The following is a 20,821-nucleotide window of genomic DNA, read 5'->3' on the forward strand; positions in this document are numbered from 1 at the left end:
GCAGTTTTCGCTTTCCAGTTCTTCGCTTTCGCGTTTCCCTTTCCGGCGAGTCCGACTTTACCAGACTCTTTTTCGTTCCGTTTCCGGTCCGAATTCGATTCCGATGGCCTGCGGAGTGGCCTTTGCCTTTCGGCGTGTTCACTACTTTAGCCGAATCCCTGGGCGGCTCATAATCGAGCCGCCCGGACGAATTACGGGCATGCCGAATTCGCACCCGTCAGGGGTGAGTCGTAGGTAGTGGTTTGGCCGCTTCGGGATGCTCGACCCGATCCGATGGACCGTGCCGACAGCGATGCCCGTGTCAAGCGGCTCGGACTACATTAGGCGTCCGCCAGGGGGCCGTCAAGTTGCGTGGTGGTGGGGTACGGGGGCCCAGCAGGGGCTCACCGCGGGGTCGGCCGTCGATCCGTGAGCCGCCAGGGCCGGTGGGCCCCGTCGCCGCCCGCACCGGTGTGGGGACCGCCGCGTACCTGGTCGCGAGGGGGGTTCGGAACCACGACGCAACGGCGGTTGGACTCAGGCTCCGGCGGACGGCTTGGCTCTCGGGCTCAGTCGGTACGCCGAGACCGTCGGATCACCGGCGAGGTAGAAGCGGTGCTGCCAGTCGTGGGCTTTGCTCACGCCCACCCGAGGACCGGCCCGGATGAGTGCGGCGGGTACCGGCTCACCCGCGGACAGCGCGACCGAGGCGCCTGTCAGCAGGTCTGCGCCGTTGTGCTCCGCCGTGATGCCGAGCGCCTGGCAGAAGTTCCCGGGACCCCGCGCGAGACGTGGGCTCTCGACCTTGGCCCCTCGCCGCTTGCGGGCCAGGTCTTCCCCTTCGATGACCCTGCCCGCCCGGATGAGGACAGCCGTGGCGATGCCCTCCGTGCCGGTGACGATGTTGGCGCACCAGTGGAGACCGTGGGACCGGTAGACGTACAGGTGTCCCGCGGGCCCGAACATGGCGGCGTTTCGGGGTGTCCTGCCCCGGTAGGCGTGGGAGGCGGGGTCGGCCGCACCGGAGTACGCCTCGGTCTCCGTGATGGTGATACGCACGGTTCCCTCGGGTGTCTCGTGGGTGAGGACAGCACCGAGCAGTTCGGGGGCGACTTCCTCGGCGGGGCGAACGAGATCCTCGACGTTCATGCCGACCGACGTGACATGCCGTGGGGGAAGCAGCCGTAGACGTGCCCGGTAGATGTGCCCGGCGGACCGGACCTCACTCTGTTGCGGGCCGTGCCGCCGAGGAGGCCGGGGGCGACATCGAGTACGGATCGGTCGAAACACTCCCGCGTCAGCGGCGTACGGTCCATGCCCTCGTTCATGGCTTCCGAGGGTACTGGCTGCGCCCGTACGGGAACCGGCTACGGTCGTGGCGCGTATGTAGGGGTCAGGACCAAGAAGGAGTAAACATGGGCTTCAAGCGGCTGCTCGCGAGCATGGGTGCCGGTGGCGCTTCGGTGGAGACCGAGCTCACCGAGGTCAACGTCGTCCCCGGTGGGGTCGTCCAGGGTGAGGTGCGGGTCCAGGGCGGGTCCGTGGACCAGCAGATCGAGGGGCTCTCCGTCGGTCTGCAGGCGCGGGTCGAGGTCGAGGGCAATGACCAGGAGACCAAGCAGGACATCGAGTTCACCAAGCTGCGTCTCGGTGGTGCCTTCGAGGTGAAGGCCGGTGCCGTGCACGTGGTGCCGTTCGGCCTGGAGATTCCGTGGGAGACGCCGGTCACGATGTTCGCCGGCCGGCAGCTGCACGGCATGAACATCGGCGTGACGACCGAGCTGGAGATCGCCCGCGCGCTGGACTCCGGCGACCTGGACCCGATCAATGTGCACCCGCTGCCCGCACAGCAGGCCATCCTGGACGCCTTCGGGCAGCTGGGCTTCGGCTTCCGCAGTGCCGACATGGAGCGTGGTCACATCCGCGGCACACGTCAGCGGCTGCCGTTCTACCAGGAGATCGAGTTCTTCCCGCCGCAGCAGTACCGCGGGCTGAACCAGGTCGAGCTCACCTTCGTCGCGGACGACCGCGAGATGGACGTCATCCTGGAGATGGACAAGAAGCCGGGGCTCTTCAGCGAGGGCAGCGACTCGTACCGGGCGTTCAAGGTCTCGCTGACCGACTTCCAGCAGACCGACTGGGCGGCGTACCTCAACGAGTGGCTGGCCCAGGTCGGCGGGCAGCGCAACTGGCTCTAGTGTCGGTGGGGAGACCTGCTGACAGCAGAAGAGCCGATCAGGAGAGGTGCTGACGTGACCGAGCCGAAGAGGGCGCCGTTGCCGCACGACTTCCATCCCGAGGTCCCCTCGTTCACCGTGGTGAGCGAGGATCTCGCACCGGGGGCCGTGCTGGCGGACGCGCAGGTGCTCGCGGCGGGGAACACTTCGCCGCAGCTGCGGTGGGAGGGCCACCCGGAGGGGACCCGGAGCTTCGCCGTGACGTGTTTCGACCCGGACGCCCCGACGGGCAGCGGGTTCTGGCACTGGGTGGTCTTCGACATCCCCGCATCCGTCACGGAGCTGCCGGCCGGTGCGGGCAGCGGGACGTTCGAGGGTCTTCCCCAGGGCGCCGTACAGATCCGTAACGACTACGGGTCGAAGGACTTCGGCGGTGCCGCGCCACCGGCCGGGGAGAACCACCGCTATGTGTTCACCGTGTACGCGGTGGACAGCGAGAAGCTCGGGATCGACAGCGAGGTGTCCCCCGCGGTGGCCGGATTCAATCTGCGGTTCCACACGCTCGGCCGTGCTCAGCTGGTCGGGGAGTACACGGGTCCCGCCGGCGATTAGTTCTTCTGTTGTTTGCCCTGCTCTGGTCTTGGAGAGATCAGAGCAGGGCATTTTTTATTACGTTGTCCATCGCGGCCCGCCCAGCCAGAGTTGATCCGGGCCTGCCAGGGGGCGGGCGGCACACGGGAGGTGGGCAGGATGCGTGACACGCTGGTTCTCAACGCGAGCTTCGAGCCGCTGTCGACGGTGACTCTCAACCGTGCGGTGGTACTGATCCTGACGGACAAGGCCGTCGTCGAGCAGTCGCATCCCCGACTCCGTATGCGTGGTGCCGCCGTGGATATTCCGGTGCCCCGGGTGATCAGGCTCTGCCGGTATGTACGGGTGCCGTTCCGAAGACAGGCCCCGTGGTCCAGGAGGGGCGTGCTCATACGTGACCAGCACCGGTGCGTGTACTGCGGACGGCGGGCCAGCACCGTCGACCATGTGGTGCCGCGTGCCCAGGGCGGTCAGGACACCTGGCTGAACACGGTGGCCTCGTGTGCCGAGGACAATCACCGCAAAGCGGCCCGTACGCCCGAGCAGGCGGGGATGCCGCTGCTGCGGCAGCCGTTCGTGCCCTCGCCGGCCGACGCGATGCTGCTGGCGATGGGGGCCGGTGACCGCTCGGCGCTGCCGGAGTGGCTGGAACGTTCGGCGGCTTAGTCGGCGTACGCCCGATGCCGTACCCGAAGCCCGCCTCCGCAGGGAGGCGGGCTTCCGTCTGTCAGCGGAGCAGCAGTTGGACGATGGCGGAGGTGCCGACCGCGACGATCAGGCAGCGCAGCACGGTGGGGCTGAGGCGGCGGCCGACCTTGGCCCCTATCTGCCCGCCGATGGCCGAGCCGACCGCGATCAGCAGGACGGCCGTCCAGTCGAAGTCCGCGACGAAGAGGAAGAACAGTGCGGCGATGCTGTTGACGACGGCGGCCAGGACGTTCTTGACCGCGTTGAGCCGCTGCATGGTGTCGTCGAGCAGCATGCCCATCAGGGAGAGGTAGATGATCCCCTGGGCAGCGGTGAAGTAGCCGCCGTACACGCTGGCGAGCATCAGGCCGGTGAACAGGAGCGGGCCGCCGTCGGCGCGGGCCGGTGTGCCGGTGCGCTCGCGTCGGCGCTGGACCGCTTTGCTGATGCGGGGCTGCAGGATGACGAGGACGAGGGCCAGCGCCACCAGGATCGGCACGATCGTCTCGAATGCCGTGGAGGGCAGGGCCAGCAGGAGGGTCGCCCCGGTGAGGCCGCCGATCACGGCGCCGATGCTCAGCTTGAGGACGCGGCGGCGCTGTCCGGCGAGTTCCTTGCGGTAGCCGATGGCTCCGCTGATGGAGCCGGGGATCAGGCCGAGGGCGTTGGAGACGGTGGCGGTGACCGGCGGCAGGCCGGTGGCGAGCAGTACGGGGAAGGTGATCAATGTGCCCGAGCCGACGATCGTGTTGATCGTGCCCGCGCCGACACCGGCTGCGAAGATCGCGAGTATTTCCCAGATGGACAAGGCCATCTCCTTCGATGGTCAGTGATGCCTCCCCGCCATGAAGGTCGAGGGGCCTCACTGATCATGCACGACGGCGGGTTCGTCCGGGGCCAGGGGTGTCCCGAAGTCCCGTTGGGTCGGCGCGCGGCGTCGGATGCGGTGCATCGCCGGGCGGAGGGACGTCCGTATACGGGAGGTATGCGGGCGTTCCGACCAGGCCGCGAGCTGCCGTAGCTGTCGTCGCGCACCGCCAGGGCTGACGGGGCAGCCCGTGGCGGGGTTTGCTCCGGTCAGTCGACCGGGGGCTCCTCGCGGCGCTGCTTGGTGGTGTCGAAGCCGGGGACGCCGCCGCCGAGGTTGCCGAAGGCTCCGCTGAGGCCCTTGAGGGCGTCGCCGATCTCGCTGGGCACGATCCAGAGCTTGTTGGCGTCGCCCTCGGCGATCTTCGGGAGCATCTGGAGGTACTGGTACGAGAGGAGTTTCTGGTCCGGGTCTCCGGCGTGGATGGACTCGAAGACCGTACGGATGGCCTGTGCCTCACCCTCGGCACGCAGCGCCGATGCCTTCGACTCGCCCTCGGCGCGCAGGATCGCGGACTGCTTCTCGCCCTCCGCGGTGAGGATCTGGGACTGCCTGATGCCTTCGGCCGTGAGGATCGCGGCGCGCTTGTCCCGGTCGGCGCGCATCTGCTTCTCCATCGAGTCCTGGATGGAGGTGGGCGGCTCGATCGCCTTGAGCTCGACGCGGTTGACGCGGATGCCCCACTTGCCGGTGGCCTCGTCGAGGACTCCGCGGAGGGCCGCGTTGATCTCCTCGCGGGAGGTCAGGGTCCGCTCCAGGTCCATGCCACCGATGATGTTGCGCAGGGTGGTGACGGTGAGCTGCTCGATCGCCTGGATGTAGCTCGCGACTTCGTAGGTCGCCGCGCGGGCGTCGGTCACCTGGTAGTAGATGACGGTGTCGATGTTGACGACCAGGTTGTCCTGAGTGATCACCGGCTGCGGCGGGAAGGGCACGACCTGTTCACGCAGGTCGATGCGGTTCCGGATGGAGTCGATGAACGGGACGACGATGTTCAGGCCCGCGTTCAGGGTGCGGGTGTAGCGGCCGAACCGCTCCACGATGGCCGCACTGGCCTGCGGGATGACCTGGATCGTCTTGATCAGGGCGATGAAGACGAGCACCACCAGAATGATCAGGACGATGATGATCGGTTGCATCGTGTGTCTCGTGCCCTTCGGTTGCCGACGGATCGCGATGATCGGGGTCGAACTCTCGTGAGTGCCGGGGTCTCACGACCGTACGGTTCTCATGATGATCGACATGATCGACTTCGAGTCTGGCAGACCGTGGCCCGCCCCGTGCACGGTTCGGTCACATCACCACGGCCGTTGCTCCGTCGATGTCCACGACATCGACCTGCTGGCCGGGTTCGAAACTCTGGTCGCTGTCCAGGGTGCGGGCCGACCAGATCTCACCCCCGAGCTTGATACGGCCGCCGGCGGCGTCGACCCGTTCCAGTACGACGGCCTGACGGCCTTTCAGCGCGTCGATGCCGGTGGCGTACTGGCTCTGGCCCGCGCGATGTCTGGCGGCGATCGGGCGCACGACGGCGATGAGCGCCACCGAGACCACGACGAAGACCAGTACTTGGGCGACGATGCCACCGCCGAGGGCCGCTACGACCGCGGCGGCCACCGCTCCGACGGCGAACATCCCGAATTCGGGCATCGCGGTCAGGACGAGCGGGATGCCCAGTCCCACCGCGCCGATCAGCCACCACACCCACGCGTCGATGTCCACATGGTCATCGTAGGACCGTGAGACCCGCACCGACAGGGCCCCGGACGGCCAACGTGGGGACGGGGTGCGACAGATGGGCGTGCGGAGCGCCGTGGCGGTGCCGGTGAGCGGCCGGGCGGCGCGCTGCGGGCGGGGCGGCGCCCCGGGCTCAGCCGAGCGGCAGACCGCGCGCCGTGTAGCGGTCGCCGGTGTGCTCGACGATGAGCGGCAGACCGAAGCAGAGGGAGAGGTTGCGGGAGCTGAGCTCGGTCTCCATGGGGCCGAGCGCGAGCACCTTGCCCTGGCGGATCATCAGAACATGGGTGAAACCGGGCGGGATCTCCTCGACATGGTGGGTGACCATGATCATGGAGGGGGCGTACGGATCGCGGGCGAGCCGGCCGAGGCGGCGGACCAGGTCCTCGCGGCCGCCGAGGTCGAGCCCGGCGGCGGGCTCGTCGAGGAGGAGCAGCTCGGGGTCGGTCATCATGGCGCGGGCGATCAGGGTGCGCTTGCGCTCGCCCTCGGAGAGCGTGCCGAACTTGCGCTCCAGGTAGTCCGTCATGCCGAGCCGGTCGAGGAAGGCGCGGGCGCGCTCCTCGTCGACGGCCTCGTAGTTCTCGTGCCAGGTGGCGGTCATGCCGTACGCGGCGGTGAGCACCGTCTGCAGCACGGTCTGGCGCCGGGGCAGCTTCTCGGCCATGGCCACGCCCGCGATACCGATGCGGGGGCGCAGCTCGAAGACGTCGGTGCCGACGCCGCCCAGCCGCTCGCCCAGGACCCGGGCGGTGCCGGTGCTCGGGAAGAGGTAGCTGGAGGCGATGTTGAGGAGGGTGGTCTTGCCGGCGCCGTTCGGGCCGAGGATGACCCAGCGCTCCCCCTCCTTGACCGACCAGGAGACGTCGTCCACCAGAGCGCGTCCGTCGCGGACCACGGATACGTCCACCAGCTCCAGTACATCGCTCATGAGCGCGTTGTCTCCCCATGCAGTCTCGAGATCGTCGCGTGCCTGTAGGCACAGCTCCCAGGGAAAACCTACGCCACCGCAAGAGTGCTTCAGGCGTGAGGTCCGTTCCCTAGGCTGTTCCCATGCTTTCGGAACCACGCTCAGGGCTGTTGGCCGCCTGGGGAAACGCGCTTTTGGCCGGACTTGTATCGCCGGACGACGCCGCCCTCGCGATCGTCGGGGAGGACGCGGTGCATCGCGTCGAGGGACTGCCGGGTGAGGCGGGGCCGGTCGGGCTCACGCTGGCGCTCGGGCGGCTGCGGAGGCTGGGGGCGACCGGCTTCCGGGTCGCCCTGCCGGTGCCGGGGCATCCGCTGGGGCTGAGCGGGCCGCCGGAGTTCAACGCGCGGGCCCTGGAGGCCGAGGAGGCGGTGGTCACGTCCGGTGTGCCGTACGGGCTGATCCCGGAGGTGAGTGGAGCGGGGCCCGTCGGGGACCGGCACGTCGAGGTGGTGTGGCGTGTTCTGCCGGTGCGGGAGGCGCCGCCGGCCGATGTGCCGTCGCTGAGTGAGGCGGAGCGGGAGCTGGCGGAGGCGTTGCGGGATGCGACGGCGGTGCTGTCGCGGCTGGACGTGGCCGGGTCGGGGCCGGTGGCGGAGGCGGCCGTGGACGCGTACCGGGCGCGGGCGGAGCGGGGGCGCGAGGTGCTGGCGCCCGGATATCCGCCGCGGGCGGTGCGGGTGCTGGAGCTGGCTCAGCGGGTCGGCCTGCTCGTCTCGGTGGCGTACGAGAACGGGCACGGGGGCGCGGTGAGCGCGTCCGAGATCTCGGCCCGGGGCGAGGCGCTCAGGCCGGTGGAGCGGGTGGCGCGGCGGGCGCAGGTGGCGGCGTACAACGCGTATGTGGAGGACGTGGAGCGGGGTCGGGGGTAGCGGGGGCGGGGTAGCCCTCGCGGGGGTGCGCGCGGGACTGTCGGGACTGTGTCGCTTGCCCGGGCGCCGGGGAGGTTCGTCCTCGATCGACGGACGGTCCCGAAAGCCGGGCGGCCCCTCGGTGGGGCCGCCCGGCTTTCGGGACCGGGTCGGTCAGTGGTTCAGGCCGAAGTTGCCGAAGGCCGGGTTGAGCAGGCCGATCACGTTGACGGTGTTGCCGACCACGTTCACCGGGATGTGCACCGGGACCTGGGCGACGTTGCCACTGGCGACGCCCGGGGAGTGGGCGGCGGTGCCGTGGGCGGCCGCGCCGCTGTGTCCGGTGGCCGAGGCGGCACCGGCACCGGCGGCGATGAGTCCACCGGCGACCATGGTGACGGCAGCGGCCTTCTTCAGGTTCTTCACTTCAGGATCCTCCTGGAAACGCCGCGGCCGACCGCCGCAGCACGCCCTGAAGAACGCCGTGGACCCCGCCGGGATGCGCCGTTCGGGTGACATACACCCGACAGTATGAATCTCATCCCGGACTGGAACGTTCCGCTCGGGTCCCGCTCAGCACCGGAACGTTCCGCTCAGCCTGCGGCCCCGTGGCGTACGGCCCAGAGAGCCGCCTGGGTCCTGTCCGCCAGATCCAGCTTCATCAGGATGTTCGACACATGCGTCTTGACGGTCTTCTCGGAGAGGACCAGGGCCCGGGCGATCTCGCGGTTGGAACGGCCGTCGGCGATGAGGCCCAGCACTTCCCGTTCCCGTTCGGTGAGGGTGCTCCCCCGGCCCGTGCCGTTGCCCGCGTCGTCCTGGGCCAGGAGCGCCCCGGCCACCTCCGGCTGGAGCAGGACGTGGCCCGCGTGGACGGAGCGGATGGCTCCGGCCAGGGCGTCCGGGTCGACGTCCTTGTACACGTAACCGGAGGCGCCCGCGCGCAGGGCGGGGACCACCGTGCGCTGCTCGGTGAAGCTGGTGACGATGAGGACCTTGGCGGGGTTGTCCAGCTCGCGGAGCTTGCGCAGAGCCTCGATGCCGTCGGTTCCGGGCATCTTGATGTCCATCAGTACGACATCGGGCCGGAGCTCCTCCGTCCTGGCCACGCCCTCGGCGCCGTCGGCGGCCTCGCCGACGACCTCTATGTCGTCCTGGATCTCCAGAAACGTACGCAGGCCTCGGCGTACCACCTGGTGGTCGTCGACCAGCAGCACCCTGATGATCTTGTCAGCCACCGGGCACCTCCATCTCGATCGTGGTGCCCTTGCCGGGCTCCGATTCAACGGTGAGCTTCCCGCCGACGCTGCCGGCCCGGTGGCGCATCGAGACGAGGCCCAGATGGCGGCCCGCGCGACGGACCGCCGTGACGTCGAACCCGCTGCCGTCGTCGGTGATCCGCAGCAGCGTGGCCGGGCCGTGCCGGGCCAGCGTGACGGTGACATGCCCGGCGCCGGAATGGCGCAGGGCGTTGTGCAGGGCTTCCTGGGACACCCGTAGCAGCGCTTCCTCGTGAGCGGCGGGCAGGGCCCGTACGCCCGCGCTCTCGAAGGTGACCGCGGCGCTGTGGGCCCGGTCCAGGACCTGGATCTGCGTACGGAGGGTGGCGACCAGGCCGTCCTCGTCGAGCGCGGCCGGGCGCAGCTCGACGACGGCGGCGCGCAGTTCGTCCACGGCCTCCGCGGCGAGCGCGGCGACCTGCTGGAGCTCGCCCTTGGCGCGGGCCGGGTCGCGGTCGACGAGAGCGGCGGCCGCCTGTGCGGTGAGCCGGAGCGAGAACAGCTTCTGGCTGACCGCGTCGTGCAGTTCGTGGGCGAGGCGGGAGCGTTCCTCGGCGATGGTCAGCTCGCGGCTGCGTTCGTACAGGCGGGCGTTGGTCAGGGCGATCGCCGCGTGCTGGGCGAGGATCGACAGCAGTTCCTCGTCCTCGTCGGTGAAGCCGCAGCTGCCCTCCGGCTTGGGGCACTTCTTGTTGGCGAGGTAGAGCGCGCCGATGATCTCGTCGCCGTCCCGGATGGGCAGGCCGAGGAAGTCGGACATGTCGGGGTGGGCGTCGGGCCAGCCGCCGAACCGGGGGTCCTCACGGACGTCGGCGAGCCGCTCCGGCTTCGCCTCCTGGAGCATCGCGGCGAGGATGCCGTGCTGCCGGGGCAGCGGGCCGATGGCCTTCCACTGCTCATCGGTGATTCCGTCCACGACGAACTGGGCGAAGCCGCCGTGGTCGTCGGGGACGCCCAGGGCCGCGTACTCGGCGTCGAGCAGCTCGCGGGCGGAGGTGACGATCGTCTTGAGGACGTCACGCATTTCGAGATGCCGGCTCATGGCGAGCAGCGCGGCACTCACCGCGGCGAGGGCGGACGGTGGGCGGTGACTCATGGCCCTCACCGTACCGGCGGGGTCCGACAGCCGTATCGGGCTGTGGACGGCGTCGGGGAGCGTGCGGGACCAGGACTTTGTCCCGCCGCCCCTCGGCCCTCGGTCCTAGGTCCGTACGGCCCGGTGACCGGGGCCGGGACCGGGCCGGGGCCGGGGCCGGGCGGGATCGGGTCCGTACGGGATCGGCCCGCCACGTCCGGAGACGGTCGGGGGTCGTCCGGTCGGGGGCGGTCGGGGGCGGTCCGGGGGCGTGGGGCGGCGCTACGCCCCAGGTGTGGCGGGGCAGGGCGGCAGCTGCGCCTCCGGCATGAGTCCGGGGATGTCCGCCTCCTTCTCCCGGATGAGGAACCTCACGCTCCGCATTGCCTGTGCAACGGGTGGTGAAACCGTTACGCGGCCGATGTGAGCCCGCACATAGGACCCACGTCACTTACGAAGACTGCTAGTGGGTACACAAGGGGCAATTGGGTGGGCATGAGCGGGGGCGAGCACGTACGAGCGCTCCCCCGATCCACTACCAGGCTTCGTACGTCACACCTTTGCCACAGCATTTTGCTGGCGCTAAGAATTGCAGCCGTCCCCGACGGAGATGCGTCGCCGCTTCCCGTCTCGTCCTCCGTGAGGACACCTGCTATTCGAAGAGGTAGGCCTGTATGTCCGCGTCCAGCATTCCCGGCCGTCGCCGTCGTCTGAACAAGACCCAGAAGCTCTCCGTCGCCGGTGTGTCCGCACTCGGCGCCGCCGCCCTGGTGTTCTCCCTCGTCCCGTCCAACGCCGAGGCCGAGAGCGCCCCCGCGGCCCTGTCCGCCGCTCCGGTGGCCTTCACGTCGGCCGGCAGCGTCCCGCAGGCCAAGACCGTGCAGGCCAGCATCATCGAGCAGCACTCCACCGCCGAGCAGCTGGTGAAGGCCGCCGACGCCGCGAAGGCCAAGGCCGCCGCGGTGAAGGCGAAGGCAGCAGCCGATGCGCAGGCGAAGGCCAAGGCCGCCGCCCAGGCCAAGGCCAAGGCAGCCGCCGAGGCGAAGGCGAAGTCCGCCGCGAAGGCCAAGGCCGACGCGAAGAAGCGCACCGCCCAGGCCGCGAGCCGCTCGGCCGCACGTACCCCCGTCTTCGCCGACAACCTGGACGGGTGGATCAAGGAAGCCCTGTCCATCATGAAGACCAAGGGCATCCCCGGTTCGTACGACGGACTGCACCGCAACATCATGCGGGAGTCCACCGGCAACCCGAACGCCATCAACGGCTGGGACATCAACGCCCAGAACGGCGTCCCCTCGATCGGCCTGCTCCAGATCATCAAGCCGACCTTCGACGCCTACCACGTCTCCGGTACGCCGCACAGCCAGTACGACCCGGTCGCCAACCTCACCGCCGCGGCCAACTACGCCGCCGACAAGTACGGCTCGATCGACAACGTCAACAGCGCGTACTGAGCCACCCGCGCAGCGCCCGAACGGCGCGCTCGCGTCCCACGTCTCATGCCGGAGGGCGGCACCCCGTGCGGGGGTGCCGCCCTCCGGCGTCGTGCGTCGCGTGCCGCGCCGTGCGTCGCGTGCTTGCGAGCGGGCTACTTGCGCATGACCTCGGGCTCGTGGCGGCGCAGCAGGCGCGCGACCGCGAAGCCGCAGATGAGACCGAGTACCACCAGCACCGCGATGTTCATCCCCCACTGGCCGGCCGTGTGCTCCCACAGCGGGTCGAGGTCGGTCGGGTTCTCCGGGTCCCACGGCGGCATGAGGTGCGCCAGGTCGAGCGTCGTACCGGCCGCGGCCATGGCCCAGCGGGACGGCATCAGCCAGGCGAACTGCTCCAGGCCGGGCGACCCGTACACCTGGAAGAGCACGCCGGTGAAGACGACCTGGATGATCGCGAACATGACCAGCAGCGGCATGGTCTTCTCGGAGGTCTTCACCAGCGAGGAGATCACCAGGCCGAACATCATCGAGGTGAAGCCCAGCGCGATGATCGACAGGCAGATCTCGACGGCCGGGGGCATGATCAGGCCCTCTGCCGGCAGATCGCGGGTGGCGAAGCCGATGCCGCAGATGATGACGCCCTGGAGGGCCGTGATCACGCCGAGGACGATCACCTTGGACATCAGATAGGCGGAGCGGGACAGGCCGGTGGCCCGTTCCCGTTCGTAGATGACGCGTTCCTTGATCAGTTCTCGTACGGAGTTGGCGGCGCCGGAGAAGCACATGCCGACCGCGAGGATCAGCATGATCGTCCCGGCCTTGCCGTTGAACCGGGACGGCGGCGTGGGCGCCGCCAGACCGAATTCCGCCGGAATGACGACACTGACCACGCCGAGCACCGCGGGCAGGATCACCATCAGGCCCATGAAGCCCTTGTCGGACGCGATCACCGAGACGTAGCGGCGGATCAGCGTCCACAGCTGCGTCATCCAGCCCTGCGGCTTCGGCGGGCGCAGCTGCTGCGGTGGCGGCATGTGTACGGACTGCGCGGCGACGGCGTCGATGTCCGCGGCGTACATCTGGTAGTGCTGCGAGCCGCGCCAGCGTCCCGCCCAGTCGTAGTCGCGGTAGTTCTCGAACGCGGAGAAAACATCGGCCCAGGTGGTGTAGCCGAAGAAGTTGAGTGCCTCCTCCGGCGGGCCGAAGTAGGCGACGGAACCGCCCGGGGCCATGACCAGGAGCTTGTCGCAGATCGCCAGCTCGGCCACGGAGTGCGTGACGACCAGGACGGTGCGCCCGTCGTCCGCGAGGCCGCGCAGCAGCTGCATGACATCGCGGTCCATGCCCGGGTCGAGGCCGGAGGTCGGCTCGTCCAGGAAGATCAGCGAGGGCTTCGTCAGCAGCTCCAGGGCCACCGAGACGCGCTTGCGCTGGCCCCCGGAGAGCGAGGTGATCTTCTTGTCCTTGTGGATGTCGAGCTTCAGCTCGGCCAGCACTTCGAGGATCCGGGCCTGGCGCTCGGCCTCGGTGGTGTCCGCGGGGAAGCGGAGCTTGGCGGCGTACTTGAGCGCCTTGGTGACGGTGAGTTCCTTGTGCAGGATGTCGTCCTGCGGGACCAGACCGATGCGCTGGCGCAGCTCGGCGAACTGCTTGTAGAGGTTCCGGTTGTCGTAGAGGACGTCACCCTGGTTGGCGGGCCGGTAGCCGGTGAGCGCCTTGAGCAGGGTGGACTTGCCGGACCCGGACGGGCCGATGACCGCGATGAGCGACTTCTCCGGGACGCCGAAGGAGACGTCCTTGAGGATCTGCTTCCCACCGTCGACCGTCACCGTGAGGTGGCGGGCGGAGAAGGAGACCTCACCGGTGTCGACGAACTCTTCCAGCCGGTCGCCGACCAGGCGGAACGTCGAGTGACCGACACCGACGATGTCGTTCGGGCCGAGGAGCGCGGAGCCGGACTTGTGGAGCGGCTGACCGTTGACGTACGTACCGTTGTGGGATCCGAGGTCACGGATCTCGAAGCGGCCGTCGGGCGTCGCGCGGAACTCGGCGTGGTGGCGCGAGACCTGGAGGTCGGAGACGACCAGCTCGTTCTCCAGCGCACGGCCGATCCGCATCACCCGGCCGAGGTCCAGCTGGTGGAACGTGGTCGGGCTGCGGTCCCCGTAGACCGGCGGCGCCCCCGCAGCGCCACCGTGTCCCTGTGCCGGGGCCTGCTGGTGCGGGACCTGTGGCTGGGCCTGAGCCTGTTGCGGCTGGGCCTGCTGCCACGCCTGCTGCTGATGCTGGGCGGGGCCCTGCTGGCCCGGCCAGCCCGCGCCGCCCTGCTGCGGGGCCTGGTACGGAGCCTGGTGGGGCTGCGCGGGGGCCTGCTGGGCTCCCGCCGCCTGGCCGCTGTGGACGCCGGCGCCCGCGGCAGCCGCCGCACCGGTGAGGCTCAGCCGAGGTCCGTCGGTGGCGTTGCCCAGGTGCACCGCGGAGCCGGGTCCGATCTCCAGCTGGTGGATCCGCTGCCCCTGCGCATAGGTGCCGTTGGTGCTGCCGTGGTCCTCGATGAACCAACTACCGCCCCTCCAGCTGATCGTGGCATGCCGCCACGACACCCTGGCGTCGTCGATCGTCAGGTCTCCCTGCGGATCGCGTCCAAGGGTGTACGACCTGGATGGATCGAGCGTCCAGGTCCTTCCATTCAATTCCAGTACGAGTTCCGGCACTCCGCGCCCCACTAGTTGTCCCCCGAGTCACCCCCATTGCAGGGAGTCTAGGGATGCTGAACATCGTGGGGAACTATTCCAGGAGCAGTCCCCGTTCCGAAAGTCGGGCGGGTGAAGACGGGGCGGAGACCTGCGTGGACGCACCCCGGCCCCGGGAAAAAGGGGCCCGGAGGTCAGGAATGGCCATGAGTGCGGACGAATCATGAGCAGACGGTCCGATCCAGCACATCCCGGCCGATAGCGACGGCCCTGAAATATCCGCGCGGCGTCCGGCGCCCGGTAATGCCCCACACCCCCCTGCCGGGCATTTTGTCCGCGATCGCCGTACGCCCGCGCCATTTCGTCCGGTACGCGGGACGGGCCTGGGGGCCGGGCCGCGGGACCGATACGGTGGGCACACCATGAGCGCATCTCAGCCCCCTCAGCCTCCCCTGTCTCCTGAGCCGCCCGAGTCCCCTCAGGGCAGCGACGCACCCACTCTTCTCGTCAAGATCTTCGGGAAGGACCGTCCCGGCATCACCGCCGGGCTCTTCGACACCCTCGCCGCGTACTCCGTCGACGTCGTGGACATCGAGCAGGTCGTCACCCGTGGCCGTATCGTCCTGTGCGCCCTGGTCACCGCCCCGACCGCGGGCGGTACGAGCGCGGGCGACCTGCGGGCGACCGTCCACAGCTGGGCCGACTCGCTGAAGCTGCAGGCCGAGATCATCTCGGGCATCGGTGACAACCGGCCCCGCGGTGACGGCCGTTCCCATGTGACCGTGCTGGGCCACCCGCTCACCGCGGAGTCGACCGCCGCCATAGCGGCCAGGATCACGTCGACCGGCGGCAACATCGACCGGATCTTCCGGCTGGCGAAGTACCCGGTCACGGCCGTCGAGTTCGCGGTGTCCGGTACGGGGACCGAGGCGCTGCGGACCGCGCTGGCCACCGAGGCCGCGGAGATCGGCGTGGATGTCGCCGTCGTATCGGCAGGGCTGAGCCGCCGGGCGCAGCGGCTGGTCGTCATGGACGTGGACTCCACGCTCATCCAGGACGAGGTCATCGAACTCTTCGCGGCGCACGCGGGCTGCGAGGCCGAGGTCGCCGAGGTGACCGAGCAGGCGATGCGCGGCGAGCTGGACTTCGAGCAGTCGCTGCACGCCCGGGTGGCGCTGCTGGCGGGCCTCGACGCGTCGGTGGTGGACAAGGTGCGGGCCGAGGTGCGGCTGACGCCCGGCGCCCGCACCCTGATCCGTACGCTCAAGCGGCTCGGGTACCAAGTGGGCGTGGTCTCCGGTGGGTTCACCCAGGTCACGGACGACCTCAAGGAACGTCTCAACCTCGACTTCGCTTCCGCCAACACGCTGGAGGTCGTCGACGGCAAGCTCACGGGCCGGGTCGTGGGCGACATCGTGGACCGGGCGGGCAAGGCCCGGCTGCTGCGGAGCTTCGCCGAGCAGGCCGGGGTGCCGCTGGCCCAGACCGTGGCGATCGGTGACGGTGCCAACGACCTGGACATGCTGAACACGGCCGGCCTCGGCGTCGCCTTCAACGCGAAGCCGGTGGTGCGCAGGGCCGCGCACACCGCGGTGAACGTGCCGTTCCTCGACACCGTGCTGTATCTGCTCGGCATCACGCGCGAGGAGGTCGAGGCGGCGGACGGCCTGGTCGACTGACCGGGACCGGACGCCGAAGAGCGGTAAGGGCCCCCGTCACGCGCACGGCGCGTGACGGGGGCCCTTCTCTTCTGCTGGGGGCCCGCTGCCTCCGCTGCCGCGGCGGGACCCGGCCGTTGCCGGTACTCAGTCGTTGGGCGTCCAGTACTCGGTGAGCTTGCCGGACCCGAGCTCCACGCTCTTCCAGGAGCCGGAGAACTCGACCACGGCATAGGCGGCGGTCGGGAAGCCGTCCCTGGTCATCCTGGCCAGGGTGTCCGCCTCGGCGGAGCCCGACAGAGCGTCGGCGGCGCCGTGCATGCCCGGGTTGTGCCCGATGACCAGGAGGTTGCGCACCTCGTCGGGGGTCTCGTTGAACAGGGCAACCAGTTCGCCGAGGGACGCGTCGTACAGCCTCTCCTCGTACACGGTCCTGGGGCGCTGCGCGAACTCGTGGACCGCCAGCTTCCAGGTTTCGCGTGTCCTGGTGGCGGTCGAGCACAGGGCCAGATCGAATGCGATGCCGGAATCGGCGAGCTTTCGGCCCGCCACGGGCGCGTCCTTGCGGCCGCGCTCGGCGAGCGGCCGCTCATGGTCGGACGCTTGCGACCATTCAGCCTTGGCATGCCGGAGAAGGACGATCCTGCGAGGTGTATCGACGCTCATACACCTCAGCTTCGCACGAAATGCGCCCTCCGGCGCAGGGTGTTGATGTGCGGGCCGAAGCGGTTCGGCACCGCGGCCCCCCGCGCGGATCCGTCGGCGGGACAGCCTGTCGCGGCGGGACACCGGGCAGCCTGTCAGCGGGACAGCAGGGCGATGACGCGCTCGATCAGCTGCCCGATCGCGGGATCTCCGGAGGCGGCCTGGGCCTGGCCCGGGTTCACGATCAGCATCAGGAGCGCGGCGAACGCCACGGCGGGCAGAGCGATGCCCCACCAAGGCAGCCGGATGTCGGCACTCCCCGCGGCCTGGCGGTGGGAGCTGGTGTGCGTACGGGCCGACATGTCCGCCTCCGTGGGGCATCGGTTCTGATACCCCGAACCTACGGATCGCACGGCGCCGGGCCCATCCGGTGACCCACCCACTTCACCCTGACCCTGTCCCCCTAGGGGATGGGGGGCTATCCCCACCCCCCGGGGTTCGTCAAGGGGAGGCGATCGAGGCGATGACCCCGATGATCACCGTCACGAGGAGCATCGCCCCGAAGACGAGAAGGAGTTTCTTCTGACCGTTCTGGGGATTCGGATCGAGCACTGGCATGGGGCCAGTCTCGCATCTCAGCATTCGTCCTCGATCGTCCGGTCCCGGCCGGCCAGCACTCCGGCCACCATCTGCGGGATCATCAGACCCGCCATCAGGGCGATCGGCAGGCCCCAGCCGCCGCTGTGCTGGTACAGGACGCCGACGAGCAGCGGGCCGGGGATCGAGATCAGATAGCCGGTGGACTGGGCGAAGGCGGACAGCCTGACCACACCCGCGCCGGTCCGGGACCGCATGCCGATCATGGTGAGGGCGAGCGGGAAGGCGCAGTTCGCGATGCCGAGCAGCAGCGCCCAGGCCCAGGCTCCGGCCGCGGGGGCGAGGTAGAGCCCGGCGTAGCCGATGAGGCCGCAGAAGCCGAGGACGACGACGATCGGGCCCTGGTGCCTCATCCGGCCGGCGACCCGGGGGATGACGAAGGCGAGCGGTACGCCCATGGCCATGGTGACCGCGAGCAGGACGCCCGCGGTACCGGCCGAGACTCCGGCGTCCCGGAAGATCTGCGGCATCCAGCCCATGGTGATGTACGCGGCGGTGGCCTGGAGGCCGAAGAAGCAGGCGAGGCCCCAGGCGGTCCGGCTGCGGGTGATCTTGAGGGCGGGGACCGTCCCCTGCTGCCGGGAGGTCTGTCCGGGGGCGCTGTGCCGGTCCCGTACGAGCGGGATCCAGGGCAGGACCGCGGCGGCGGCGAGCACGGCCCAGATCGCCAGCCCGGTCTGCCAGTGGCCGCCCAGCGCGTCGGTCATGGGCACGGTGACCGCCGCCGCGAGCGCGGTGCCGAGGGCCAGGGCCATGGAGTAGAGGCCGGTCATGCTGCCGACGCGGTCGGGGAACCAGCGCTTGACGATCACCGGCATCAGGATGTTGCTGACGGCGATGCCCATGAGGGCGAGGGCGCTGGCGGCGAGGAAGCCCGCCGTGCCGCCGATGAAGGGGCGGATCGCCAGGCCGGTGGCGATCGCGACCATGCCCGCGCAGACGACGGCGCCCGCGCCGAAGCGGCGGGCCAGACGTGGGGCCATCACACCGAAGACCGCGAAGCAGAACGGCGGTACGGAGGTGAGGACACCGGCGACGCTGCCGCTCATGTGCAGCCCGTCGCGGACCTCTTCGAGGAGGGCGCCGAGGCTGGTAATGGCGGGGCGGAGGTTGAGCGCGGCCAGGACGAGACCGACGGTGACCAGACGCAGCAGCCACGGGGCGGGCCCGTCGGCGGCCTTGAGGGTCCGCGGGGCCGGTGGAACGGCGGGGTCGCGGGCCTCGGTGGCGTGGTTCAGGGTCTGGGTCTCGTCGTCCGGCATGAGGACATCATAGAATCATGGGATGATTGATTGTCCAATCGATCGCCGCCTCCCGTTCGCCTGACAGAATCGCAGGACCGCACGGTTCAGCTTCACGGTTCGGTTCACCGATACCGGCTTCACGGTTCAGGCTTCACGGTTCAGGCTTCATCGATCAGGCTTCACCGATACCGGTTTCACGGTTCAGGCTTCACGATCACGAGCAAGGAGCAGCATGGCGCTGACGTCTCCGCGGCGTTCGGCACTCGCCGACCAGGTGATTGCCCAGCTGAGGAATCAGATCACCTCGGGCGAGTGGCCCGTGGGCGCGCGGATTCCCACCGAACCCGAGCTGGTCGAGCAGCTCGGGGTGGCCCGTAACACCGTCCGCGAGGCGGTACGCGCGCTGGCGCACAACGGGTTGCTGGACATCCGGCAGGGCTCCGGCACCTATGTCATCGCCACCAGCGAGCTGGCCGGGGTGATGCACCGCCGGTTCGCGAGCGCCGACCCGCGCCACATCGCCGAGCTGCGTTCGACACTGGAGTCCTCGGCGGCCCGGCTCGCCGCCGTGCGGCGCACCGAGCGGGATCTGAAGCAGCTGGACACGCTGATGGCGCGGCGCGAGGAGACCTGGGCCGCGGGTGACGCCGAGGCGTTCGTCGCGGCGGACGCGACCCTGCACCTGGCGGTGGTCGCAGCCTCCCACAACGACGTACTGACCGAGCTGTACGCCGACCTCGGCGATCTGCTGCGCGACTATCTGCGCGGTGATGTGGGCCCCGAGCTGCGGCCGGAGAACCATATGGACCATGCGCGGCTGGTCGAGGCGATCCGGGCCGGGGACGCCGAGACCGCGGCGTCCGAGGCCGCGGGGCATGCGCTGACCTGCCTGGCGGACCGGGCCTAGGCCGAGCGGTCCGACCGGGCCTTCGGCCTCCGGCTCAGGCCGGGCCCGGACGGTGGCTGACCCAGGCCGTGGCGACCTCTTTCCAGCAGCGGTCGTCGAGCCGTACGGTCCGGCCCGGCTCCACCGCGACCGCCGTGCCGTCCGCGTCGATGTCCCACCAGCGGCCGCACTCGGTGTGCAGCTGCACCAGGTCGGTGGAGGGGTACGGGTTGTGGCAGTAGGCGACGACCCGGGAGCCCTCGACCGTCGTACGGCACTCCGAGCCCGCGGGTTCGGGTTCGGGGGCGGCCGGCGCCGGTCCGGTGGAGGCGCCGTTCGCGGCCTGGACCCCGACGGGGACGGCCAGACCGACGGCGATCACGGAGGCGGCGAGCAGGAACCGGGTTCGGCGACGCGTGGGGCGCACAGCGATCTCCCTCCCGCAGCCTGACAATAAGTCCGGTTCCTCCACATTCTGCGGTGGATCGCCCATCTTTTCGACTTGAGCGCCGGGCAGAACGGCCTCGGCCGCGTATCGCCCCCGGAACACCGGGCAGGGGATACGCGGCCGAGGCCGTACGCGGGAAAGGGAACGCGCGGGAAGGGCTGCCGGGAGCGGTCAGGCGCCCATCATGTGCACGCCGCCGTCGACGTGGATGATCTCACCCGTCGTCTTCGGGAAGAAGTCCGAGAGCAGCGCCACGACACCCCGGCCGGCCGGCTCCGGGTCGGCCATGTTCCACGCCAGCGGGGAGCGGTGATTCCAGACGTCGGCGAGCTCCGAGAAGCCGGGGATGGACTTGGCGGCCATGGAGCCGATCGGTCCGGCCGAGATCAGGTTGCAGCGCAGGCCGTCCTTGCCCAGGTCGCGGGCGAGGTAGCGGGAGGTGGCCTCCAGCGCGGCCTTGGCCGGGCCCATCCAGTCGTACTGCGGCCAGGCGTACTGGGCGTCGAAGGTGAGGCCGACGATCGAACCGCCCTCGCTCATCAGCGGCTTGCAGGCCATGGCCAGCGACTTCAGCGAGAACGCCGAGACGTGCATCGCGGTGGCGACCGACTCGAACGGGGTGTTGAGGAAGTTGCCGCCGAGCGCGTCCTGCGGCGCGAAGCCGATGGAGTGGACGACGCCGTCCAGCGAACCGAGCTCGTCGCGGACGAGACCGGCGAGGCGGTCCAGGTGCTCGGTGTTGGTCACGTCCAGCTCGATGACCTTGGCCGGCTTGGGCAGCTTCCGGGCGATGCGCTCGGTCAGCGTGGGCCGGGGGAAGGCCGTCAGGATGACTTCGGCACCCTGCTCCTGGGCCACCTTCGCGGTGTGGAACGCGATGGACGACTCCATCAGCACCCCGGTGATCAGGATGCGCTTGCCGTCGAGAATTCCGCTCAT

General features: G+C 69.8%; 22 protein-coding genes. 7 read left to right on the top strand and 15 right to left on the bottom strand.

Annotation, left to right across the window (positions count from 1 at the left end):
* Window positions 1-516: 516 nt before the first annotated feature.
* Window positions 517-1,128: a DNA-3-methyladenine glycosylase gene (locus A6A29_RS12690; protein ID WP_073720162.1), complete on the bottom strand. Its 612-nt coding sequence runs from the start codon at window positions 1,126-1,128 to the stop codon at window positions 517-519.
* Between the two features lie 266 nt (window positions 1,129-1,394).
* On the opposite strand from A6A29_RS12690, the gene A6A29_RS12695 reads away from it, so the two are divergent.
* The 3 genes from A6A29_RS12695 to A6A29_RS12705 all read left to right on the top strand — a co-directional run bounded on the left by A6A29_RS12695 (window position 1,395) and on the right by A6A29_RS12705 (window position 3,413).
* Window positions 1,395-2,177, top strand: coding sequence for a sporulation protein (locus A6A29_RS12695; RefSeq protein ID WP_073720163.1), 783 nt, complete (start codon window positions 1,395-1,397; stop codon window positions 2,175-2,177).
* Between the two features lie 54 nt (window positions 2,178-2,231).
* On the top strand, window positions 2,232-2,768 hold the full coding sequence (locus A6A29_RS12700) for a YbhB/YbcL family Raf kinase inhibitor-like protein (RefSeq protein WP_073720164.1): 537 nt from the start codon (window positions 2,232-2,234) through the stop codon (window positions 2,766-2,768).
* A gap of 138 nt (window positions 2,769-2,906) precedes the next feature.
* A complete protein-coding gene (locus tag A6A29_RS12705) occupies window positions 2,907-3,413 on the top strand; it encodes an HNH endonuclease (RefSeq protein ID WP_073720165.1) in 507 nt (168 codons plus the stop codon).
* 61 nt (window positions 3,414-3,474) lie between these two features.
* Here A6A29_RS12705 and A6A29_RS12710 read toward each other — a convergent pair whose 3' ends face one another.
* The 4 genes from A6A29_RS12710 to A6A29_RS12725 form a co-directional block, all read right to left on the bottom strand.
* A complete protein-coding gene (locus tag A6A29_RS12710) occupies window positions 3,475-4,248 on the bottom strand; it encodes a sulfite exporter TauE/SafE family protein (RefSeq protein WP_107468204.1) in 774 nt (257 codons plus the stop codon).
* Between the two features lie 263 nt (window positions 4,249-4,511).
* Window positions 4,512-5,441: an SPFH domain-containing protein gene (locus A6A29_RS12715; RefSeq protein WP_073720166.1), complete on the bottom strand. Its 930-nt coding sequence runs from the start codon at window positions 5,439-5,441 to the stop codon at window positions 4,512-4,514.
* Window positions 5,442-5,595: 154 nt separating this feature from the next.
* The gene (locus A6A29_RS12720; protein ID WP_073720167.1) at window positions 5,596-6,024 is read right to left on the bottom strand and encodes an NfeD family protein; all 429 of its coding nucleotides are present in this window, start codon (window positions 6,022-6,024) and stop codon (window positions 5,596-5,598) included.
* A 148-nt stretch (window positions 6,025-6,172) separates the two neighbouring features.
* On the bottom strand, window positions 6,173-6,970 hold the full coding sequence (locus tag A6A29_RS12725) for an ABC transporter ATP-binding protein (RefSeq protein WP_073720168.1): 798 nt from the start codon (window positions 6,968-6,970) through the stop codon (window positions 6,173-6,175).
* A gap of 122 nt (window positions 6,971-7,092) precedes the next feature.
* Between A6A29_RS12725 and A6A29_RS12730 the strand changes: the two genes are divergently transcribed.
* Entirely contained in the window at window positions 7,093-7,881 is a 789-nt protein-coding gene (locus A6A29_RS12730) for a hypothetical protein (protein ID WP_073720169.1), read from the top strand.
* A gap of 153 nt (window positions 7,882-8,034) precedes the next feature.
* On the opposite strand, the gene A6A29_RS12735 is transcribed toward A6A29_RS12730, so the two are convergent.
* The 3 genes from A6A29_RS12735 to A6A29_RS12745 form a co-directional block, all read right to left on the bottom strand.
* Entirely contained in the window at window positions 8,035-8,286 is a 252-nt protein-coding gene (locus tag A6A29_RS12735; RefSeq protein WP_073720170.1) for a chaplin, read from the bottom strand.
* A 167-nt stretch (window positions 8,287-8,453) separates the two neighbouring features.
* Entirely contained in the window at window positions 8,454-9,098 is a 645-nt protein-coding gene (locus A6A29_RS12740; protein WP_073720171.1) for a response regulator, read from the bottom strand.
* Window positions 9,091-10,236 (bottom strand): GAF domain-containing sensor histidine kinase, encoded by a 1,146-nt coding sequence (locus A6A29_RS12745; RefSeq protein ID WP_073720172.1) that lies wholly within the window; start codon window positions 10,234-10,236, stop codon window positions 9,091-9,093. Before A6A29_RS12745 ends, A6A29_RS12740 begins: the two co-directional genes overlap by 8 nt.
* A gap of 653 nt (window positions 10,237-10,889) precedes the next feature.
* On the opposite strand from A6A29_RS12745, the gene A6A29_RS12750 reads away from it, so the two are divergent.
* A complete protein-coding gene (locus A6A29_RS12750; RefSeq protein WP_073720173.1) occupies window positions 10,890-11,669 on the top strand; it encodes a transglycosylase SLT domain-containing protein in 780 nt (259 codons plus the stop codon).
* A gap of 134 nt (window positions 11,670-11,803) precedes the next feature.
* Here the strand turns inward: A6A29_RS12750 and A6A29_RS12755 are convergent, their stop codons facing one another.
* The gene (locus tag A6A29_RS12755) at window positions 11,804-14,377 is read right to left on the bottom strand and encodes an ABC transporter ATP-binding protein/permease (RefSeq protein WP_073720174.1); all 2,574 of its coding nucleotides are present in this window, start codon (window positions 14,375-14,377) and stop codon (window positions 11,804-11,806) included.
* A gap of 389 nt (window positions 14,378-14,766) precedes the next feature.
* Here A6A29_RS12755 and serB point away from each other — a divergent pair, with 389 nt between their 5' ends.
* Window positions 14,767-16,023: a phosphoserine phosphatase SerB gene (gene serB / locus A6A29_RS12760; RefSeq protein WP_073720175.1), complete on the top strand. Its 1,257-nt coding sequence runs from the start codon at window positions 14,767-14,769 to the stop codon at window positions 16,021-16,023.
* Window positions 16,024-16,149: 126 nt separating this feature from the next.
* Here serB and A6A29_RS12765 read toward each other — a convergent pair whose 3' ends face one another.
* The 4 genes from A6A29_RS12765 to A6A29_RS12775 all read right to left on the bottom strand — a co-directional run bounded on the left by A6A29_RS12765 (window position 16,150) and on the right by A6A29_RS12775 (window position 18,566).
* On the bottom strand, window positions 16,150-16,668 hold the full coding sequence (locus A6A29_RS12765; RefSeq protein ID WP_073720176.1) for a SixA phosphatase family protein: 519 nt from the start codon (window positions 16,666-16,668) through the stop codon (window positions 16,150-16,152).
* Window positions 16,669-16,802: 134 nt separating this feature from the next.
* Window positions 16,803-17,009: a hypothetical protein gene (locus A6A29_RS12770; RefSeq protein ID WP_073720177.1), complete on the bottom strand. Its 207-nt coding sequence runs from the start codon at window positions 17,007-17,009 to the stop codon at window positions 16,803-16,805.
* A gap of 139 nt (window positions 17,010-17,148) precedes the next feature.
* Window positions 17,149-17,265 carry an SGM_5486 family transporter-associated protein gene (locus tag A6A29_RS47505; protein ID WP_266808408.1) on the bottom strand — a complete coding sequence of 39 codons (117 nt, stop codon included), beginning with the start codon at window positions 17,263-17,265 and terminating at the stop codon, window positions 17,149-17,151.
* Between the two features lie 17 nt (window positions 17,266-17,282).
* Window positions 17,283-18,566, bottom strand: coding sequence for a CynX/NimT family MFS transporter (locus tag A6A29_RS12775; protein ID WP_073720178.1), 1,284 nt, complete (start codon window positions 18,564-18,566; stop codon window positions 17,283-17,285).
* Between the two features lie 214 nt (window positions 18,567-18,780).
* Here A6A29_RS12775 and A6A29_RS12780 point away from each other — a divergent pair, with 214 nt between their 5' ends.
* Entirely contained in the window at window positions 18,781-19,455 is a 675-nt protein-coding gene (locus tag A6A29_RS12780) for a FadR/GntR family transcriptional regulator (RefSeq protein ID WP_073720179.1), read from the top strand.
* Between the two features lie 34 nt (window positions 19,456-19,489).
* On the opposite strand, the gene A6A29_RS12785 is transcribed toward A6A29_RS12780, so the two are convergent.
* Window positions 19,490-19,861 (bottom strand): hypothetical protein, encoded by a 372-nt coding sequence (locus A6A29_RS12785; protein ID WP_073720180.1) that lies wholly within the window; start codon window positions 19,859-19,861, stop codon window positions 19,490-19,492.
* A gap of 192 nt (window positions 19,862-20,053) precedes the next feature.
* Complete coding sequence (gene fabI / locus A6A29_RS12790; protein ID WP_073720181.1) at window positions 20,054-20,821, bottom strand: enoyl-ACP reductase FabI; 768 nt, start codon at window positions 20,819-20,821, stop codon at window positions 20,054-20,056.

The sequence above is a fragment of the Streptomyces sp. TSRI0281 genome, from assembly GCF_001905125.1.
In the GTDB taxonomy this organism is placed as follows: Bacteria; Actinomycetota; Actinomycetes; order Streptomycetales; family Streptomycetaceae; genus Streptomyces.